Below are 6,939 nucleotides of genomic sequence, written 5' to 3'. Positions count from 1 at the left end.
TCAGTCGATAATGGCTTTTTTCATTCTTTACAGCGTCGAAAGCCTGCGCCGCCTGCATGATCCTCTTGGATTTCATGGACACTTCGGGTTCGAGAAATCGGTCGGTATATGGCCCGTCTAAGGCTCCCCACAATCCGTGCTTCTGGCAAAAGCAGTTGGGGTTTGATCGTTGAGAGCCATGTGAGGCCGAATCTCATTGTAGTCCATGCGCCACGCCTCCACGACGCTCTGTACTTCATTCAAAGAGGTGAACCAATGGACGTTGAGGCATTCATCACGCAGCAATCCATTGAAAGTTTCCATGAAGCAATTATCGGTCGTCTGCCTGGCCGGCTGAAGTCGATCCTGGTCTGGTGGTGGTAAGCCCACAGGTCTACCATTTGCCCCGAAAATTCGCTGGCAACGTCGACAAAGAGATATTCCGGTGCTGGCCGGTTTGCGATGATACGGTTGAGTGCAGTGACGACGTCTTACCCCGCAAGCGATGGCTGGCCACGATAGCCAAGGACTCCCCGGTATAAATGTCGATGATCGTCAGCAGGCGTATTTTCGTTCCGTCCGACAGCTGGTCGGCTACAAAATCCATGCTCCAGGCGTCGTTTGCCCGACGTGGCTGCATGCGTGCCTGGCGGGCAACTGCGCTCTTGCGCCGCTTCTTGCGCCAGGCGCGCAACTGCAACTGCTTCAGGCAGTACCAGCGGTAGGTTTGGTTGACACGAGCTGAAAGCCCTCGCGCTTGAGCAGCACGTGCAGACGCCGGTAGCCCCAGCGTACGCGCACCTGAGCCAGCTCGCGCAAGCGTTGGCGCAGCACCAGATTGGGTCTTTCTTGCTCGTCAAATACTGCGTACTACGTACTCACTTGATCAGTCGACAGGTCCGCGCCAGCTTCAACCCGTAGTGCTCGACGATGTAATCGACCACCTCACGCTTCAGCGCGGGCCGCCCCACTTTTTTGATGCAACGTCCTGCAGGACCGGTTTGTCCAGGCTCAGCTCAGCGACCAGTTTCTTCAGTCGTGCGTTCTCGTCCTACAGGATCTTGAGTTCCCGCACGCTTTCGGATTGCATATCGCCGTACTGCTTCTTCTAGCGGTAAAACGTCTACTCAGAAATTCCGAGCTGCCGGACAATATCGTCGACAGCCATTCCCAGCTCAGCCTGCTTCAAGATCGCTACAATTTGTTCTGCTGGAAAATGTTTGCGCTTCATTGTCAAGCCCTCCCGCGAAGGAATTATTGACCAAAAACTCGCGTCCGGAAGTGTTTAATTCCGCCAATGCAGATCAGGCTAAAATTTGGTTCTTCACGGATTAGCGGGAGGTGGGTTCTGAAAACAAGAAAGCGGTGAAGAAGAGCTAGACTTGTTGTGCGACCAACAAAATCAACTTTTCCCACCGCTTTCATGACGAATCATAATCTCGCCCTCCAGTTCTGGGAAGGGTTCGTTGCATTCAAATTAGAGCGCCGCCCTGGCGCAGTGTGGATCGATCTGCGCCGGGATCCTGCGGCGCCGATGGTATGCAGTGGTTGTGATCATCACTGCTATCAGGTCCATGAAGCGAGCGTGCGCGTTATCCGCGAGATGCCGATGCTCGGCTTACCAGTGTGGTTACGTGTTCCTTTGAGGCGCCTTCGCTGCGGCCAATGCGGCACCCGTACCGAGCGTGTGGCTTGGCTGGATCGTCATGCCCGGGTAACCCGCTCTCTGGCCGAGTTTGTGGGCTTGTGGTGCGAGAAGCTGCCAGTTGCCCACGTATGCAAACTAGCGCAGCTGCATTGGGAAACAGTACGCAATATCGAGCGTGCCAAGCTGGAACGTGAATTGGCCGCTTTGCCTGCAGCACAGCCAACTCGGCTCGTGATGGACGAGTTTGCACTGTTCAAGGGTCATCGTTATGCCACTGTCGTGCTCGATGCAGACAGCAGGCAGGTGCTTTGGGTTGGCGAAGGCCGCAGCCGCGAGGCCATCCGTCCGTTCTTCGAATGGCTCAGCCCTGAACGCTGCGCCAAAATCGAAGCCGTCGCGATGGACATGAATACCGCGTTCGACCTGGAAGTACAGCAGCAATGTCCGAAGGCGCGCGTAGTCTATGACCTGTTTCACGTCGTTGCCAAGTACGGACGTGAGGTGATCGACCGGGTGCGCGTTGACGAGGCAAACCGCCTGCGCGACGACCGTCCTCAGCGCAAAGTCATCAAGCGCTCTCGATGGCTATTGCTGCGCAACCGGGAAAACGTCCCGCAAGCGCAGCAGCTAAAGCTCGATGAGCTGCTGGCTGCCAACCAGGCCTTGATGACAGTGTATGTGATGAGACAACACTCAAGGAACTCTGGCAGACATCTGGCGGTTGGCAGTGGCTTCTCGCTTGGCGCAACTGGTTGAAGATGGCGCGTGACAGCGGAATCGAACCGCTAAAGAAGTTTGCTGTCAAGCTCAAGCCTTACTGGCGAGGCATTGCAGCACGACTGCGCTGGCCAATGCACACCGGCCAGCTCGAAGGCATTAACAACCGTATCAAGGTGATGAAGCGAATGGCCTACGGCTACCGGGATAGCGACTTCTTTTTCCTGAAGATCAAAGCCGCGTTTCCCGGAAATCCGTGATTAACCTAAAATTTGGCCAGCAAACGGTTCGGTTCAGATCCGTAGCGCATTAGCCGTGTGATCAGGGCGCCAATGTTCTTCCACCGGTCAATTGCCTGCCCGCATTTACCTTGAGTCTTAGATGTTAGCCCTTTGCCGAGCTGTGCCCTCACTACACGCTCGGGGTCAAGGTGGCTAATCATTATCAGTAACATCGCACGGCGAACAGGCAAGACCGTAGACAAAGCTGGGTTACACCGCGGTTACACAATCGAAAGAGGATCGCAAGAAAGAAAAAAGGGCCACATGCTAAAGCATGTAACCCTTTGATCTCATTACAGAACTTTGGTGCCGCTGACCGGAATCGAACTGGTGACCTTCGCATTACGAATGCGCTGCTCTACCGACTGAGCTACAGCGGCTAAACCTGTACCACGCGCGGAAAGCCTGAAGGCCGGCCGGCGAAGCACCGTATTCTAGCAAACAACTCGACAACTTAGCTAGTGTGTATCGTGCTACGCCGCCAGCTCCTTAGGTCCGGGCCTATTGCTGGTGGTAGCCAGTCACCAGTTCCACTTCGCTCTTCGACCCCAGGAACACCGGCACGCGCTGGTGCAGCCTGGTCGGCTGGATATCCATGATGCGGCTGCGGCCGTCGGTGGCCATGCCGCCGGCCTGCTCGACGATCATGGCCATCGGATTGGCTTCGTACATCAGGCGCAGCTTGCCCGGCGACGAAGGATCGCGCAGGTCGGCCGGATACATGAAGATGCCGCCGCGGTTCAGGATGCGGTGCACGTCGGCCACCATCGAGGCGATCCAGCGCATGTTGAAGTCCTTGCCGCGCGGGCCAGTACTGCCGGCCAGCATCTCGTCCACGTAGCGCTGCACCGGCGGGTGCCAGTGGCGTTTATTGGACATGTTGATCGCGAATTCCTTCGTGGTTTCCGGGATCTTCATGTCGCTCTGGGTCTGCACCCAGGAACCCATCTCGCGGTCGAGGGTGAAGCAGTGCACGCCGTTGCCGGTGGTGAGCACCAGCATGGTCTGCGGGCCGTACACGGCATAGCCGGCCGCCACCTGCTGGGCGCCCGGCTGCAGGAAGTCCTGCTCGGTGGGTTCCGCCATGCCTTCCGGCGCCTTCAGCACCGAGAAGATGGTGCCGATCGAAACGTTGACGTCGATGTTCGAGGAGCCGTCGAGCGGATCGAACAGCAGCAGGAACTCGCCTTTCGGATAGCGGCTCGGGATCTTGCGGATGGTTTCCATTTCTTCAGAAGCCATCGCCGCCAGGTGGCCGCCCCACTCGTTCGCTTCCAGCAGGATCTCGTTCGAGATCACGTCGAGCTTCTTCTGGACTTCGCCCTGGATGTTCTCGGTCTCGGCACTGCCCAGCACTTCGCCGAGCGCGCCCTTGCTGACCGAATAGCTGATGCGCTTGCAGGCACGGGCCACGACCTCGATCAGCAGGCGCAGCTCGGCGTTGATGGTCTGGTGGAGGCGCTGTTCCTCGACCAGGTATTGCGTAAGACTGACGCGTTTCATGGACTTCCTTTGGTTTGGTTTCGAATCGGTTCTTGTTCTTGCAGGGTGGGCGGGAAGAGGCAATGCGTCTTTTCGCCGGTAAGCGGGACGCGTGGGCAGGAGACCTGCCCACCCTACGACATTCAGTTGGCCAGCGCCTTGGTCACGATCTCGCGCACGTCGTTCGACAGCCGCTGCTGTCCCGCCACCTGCTGCAGCGCGGTCTTCATGTGCTGCTGCAGTGCCGGGGTGTAGCGGCGCCAGCGGTCCATGGCGCGCGCCAGGCGCGCGGCGACCTGCGGGTTGAGGGCGTCCAGCAGCACCACGTGCTCGGCCCAGAACAGGTAGCCGCTGCCGTTCGGCGCGTGGAACTCGACCGGGTTGTTCATGCAATAGGTGGCCACCAGGCTGCGCGCGCGGTTCGGGTTGCGCAGGTTGAAGGCCGGGTGGCGCATCAGTTCGCGCACCCTGGCGATGTCGGTGGTCGGCGCCGAGGCCTGCATCGCGAACCACTTGTCGACCACCAGCGCCTCGTGCTGGAACTCCTCGTAGAAGCGCTCAAGCTCGCCCTCGGCCTGCGGCGCGCGGGCGTGGATCAGGGCGCTCAGGGCGGCGGCGCGGTCGGTCATGTTGTCCGCCTCGCGGCACTGGCGCAGCGCCAGCGCCACCGTTTCTTCGTCCGGCGCCGCGTTCAGGTAGGACAGCGCCAGGTTCTTCAGGGCGCGACGGCCAGCCGACGCGGCATCCGGGCTGTAGGGGCCGGGGGTCTGGTTGGCTTGGTACTGGGCCATCAGCTCGGTGCGCAGGCGCGCGCCGATGTTGGCGCGCATGAACTGGCGCGCCATGTGCACCGCCAGGGGATCGACCACGTCGAGCTGCTCGGCGATCATGGTCTCGGTCGGCAGCAGCAGCGCCTGCTCGCGGAAGGCCGGGTCGAGCGCCTCGTCGGTCAGCATCTTGCGCATCGCCTCGATGAAGGTGTCGTCCAGGCTCAGGCGGGACGATACCGGCGCTTCGCCGGTAAGCTTCAGCAGGCGGCCCATGGCCAGGCGCTGCCCCGCTTCCCAACGGTTGACCGGGTCGGTATCGAAGCGGAACAGGTGCAGCAGCTCGCTGTCGCCATAACCATGCTGCAGGATCACCGGGGCCGAGAAATCGCGCAGTACCGACGGCACCGGCTGTTCCTTCACATTGCTGAACACGAAGGTCTGCTCGGCCTGGGTCAGTTCGAGCACGATGGTGCTGCCCAGCTCCTTGCCATCCAGGACCAGGGGCATGTCATTGCCCTCGTGGTCGAGCAGCCCGATGGCCACCGGGATGTGGAAGGGGCGCTTCTCGGGCTGGCCCGGCGTCGGCGGGCAAGACTGGTACAGGGTAATGCCATAGGTCTGCGCCCCTTCGTCGTAACGGGTCTCGAAGCGCAGCACCGGGGTGCCGGCCTGGTCGTACCAGCGCTCGAACTGCGCGAGGTCGCGGCCATTCGCGTCGGCCATCGCCCGGCGGAAGTCGTCGCAGGTGACGGCCTGGCCGTCGTGGCGCGCGAAATACAGGTCCATGCCCTTGCGGAAGCCTTCGCGGCCCAGCAGGGTCTGGTACATGCGCACGACTTCCGCGCCCTTCTCGTACACGGTCACGGTGTAGAAATTATTGATCTCCACGAAGGAGTCGGGGCGCACCGGGTGCGCCATCGGGCCGGCGTCTTCCGGGAACTGGGCCTGGCGCAGGGTGCGCACCTGGTCGATGCGGGTCACGGCGCGGCCGGTCGCGGTGCCGATCATGTCGGCCGTGAATTCCTGGTCGCGGAACACCGTCAGGCCTTCCTTCAGCGACAGCTGGAACCAGTCGCGGCAGGTGACGCGGTTGCCGGTCCAGTTGTGGAAGTATTCGTGCGCCACCACCGCCTCGATGCCCTGGAAGTCGATGTCGGTCGCCACCCGCGGATTGGCCAGCACGTACTTGGTGTTGAAGATGTTCAGGCCCTTGTTCTCCATCGCGCCCATGTTGAAGTCGCCGGTGGCGACGATCATGAAGCGGTCCAGGTCGAGTTCCAGCCCGTAGCGCTCCTCGTCCCAGCGGATGCTGTGCTTGAGCGACTGCATGGCGTAGTCGGTCTTGTCGAGGTTGCCCTCCTCGACCCAGACCTGCAGCAGGGCGTCGCGGCCATCCGCCAGGCGGAAGGTCTCCTCCTGGCATACCAGGCGTGCGGCGACCAGGGCGAACAGGTAAGAGGGCTTCCTGAACGGGTCTTCCCATTTGGCGTAGTGGCGCCCATCGCCCAGCTCGCCCTCCTCCACCAGGTTGCCGTTCGAGAGCAGGACCGGATAGCGCTCCTTGTCGGCGCGCAGCATCACCGTATATACCGCCATCACGTCCGGACGGTCGGGGAAATAGGTGATGCGGCGGAAGCCTTCGGCCTCGCACTGGGTGAAGAAATTGCCGTTCGAGGTGTACAGGCCGCTCAGGGTCGTGTTCTGTTCCGGCACGCACACGGTCTCGATCTCGAGCGTGGCTTCGTCCGGCGCGTCCGGGATGCGCAGCAGGTTGTCGCGCAGCGTGTATTCGCCATCTTGCAGCGCGCGGCCATTCAGGCGCAGCGCCACCAGCTCGATGTCTTCGCCATGCAGCGTGATCTCGTTGCGCGCGCTGCTGCCATTGCGGCGCAGCGTCATGCGGTTGGCAACCACGGTGCGGGCGGGGTCGAGGTCGAAGCCGAGCTCCACGGTATCCACCAGGTAGGTCGGCGGGGTGTAGTCACTCCGGTAAATCGTCTGGGGCGTGTCGGTGCGCATAGGAAGTCCGCAAAAAGGCAGTTGGGATGCGTGATGAGGTGCT

General features: G+C 60.9%; 2 protein-coding genes, 1 tRNA gene and 2 pseudogenes. 1 reads left to right on the top strand and 4 read right to left on the bottom strand.

The features are described 5' to 3' along the window. Positions 1 to 117: 117 nt before the first annotated feature. Positions 118 to 1,210, bottom strand: a pseudogene (locus LCI23_RS17540) (IS3 family transposase). A 192-nt stretch (positions 1,211 to 1,402) separates the two neighbouring features. On the opposite strand from LCI23_RS17540, the pseudogene LCI23_RS17535 reads away from it, so the two are divergent. Then, positions 1,403 to 2,604, top strand: a pseudogene (locus LCI23_RS17535) (ISL3 family transposase). Positions 2,605 to 2,929: 325 nt separating this feature from the next. Here LCI23_RS17535 and LCI23_RS17530 read toward each other — a convergent pair. From LCI23_RS17530 to pepN, 3 genes are all read right to left on the bottom strand, one after another. Next, positions 2,930 to 3,005: transfer RNA gene (locus LCI23_RS17530), tRNA-Thr, on the bottom strand. Positions 3,006 to 3,126: 121 nt separating this feature from the next. Continuing rightward, positions 3,127 to 4,128: a class 1 fructose-bisphosphatase gene (locus tag LCI23_RS17525; RefSeq protein WP_224947740.1), complete on the bottom strand. Its 1,002-nt coding sequence runs from the start codon at positions 4,126 to 4,128 to the stop codon at positions 3,127 to 3,129. Between the two features lie 122 nt (positions 4,129 to 4,250). Continuing rightward, positions 4,251 to 6,896, bottom strand: coding sequence for an aminopeptidase N (gene pepN, locus LCI23_RS17520; RefSeq protein WP_224947739.1), 2,646 nt, complete (start codon positions 6,894 to 6,896; stop codon positions 4,251 to 4,253). Positions 6,897 to 6,939 lie beyond the last annotated feature (43 nt).

It is taken from the genome of Massilia sp. MS-15, from assembly GCF_020176695.1.
Classification (GTDB): Bacteria; Pseudomonadota; Gammaproteobacteria; order Burkholderiales; family Burkholderiaceae_D; genus Telluria; species Telluria hydrophila.
Note: the sequence above shows the minus strand (reverse complement) of the source record. Positions and strands in the feature narration are given on the sequence as shown.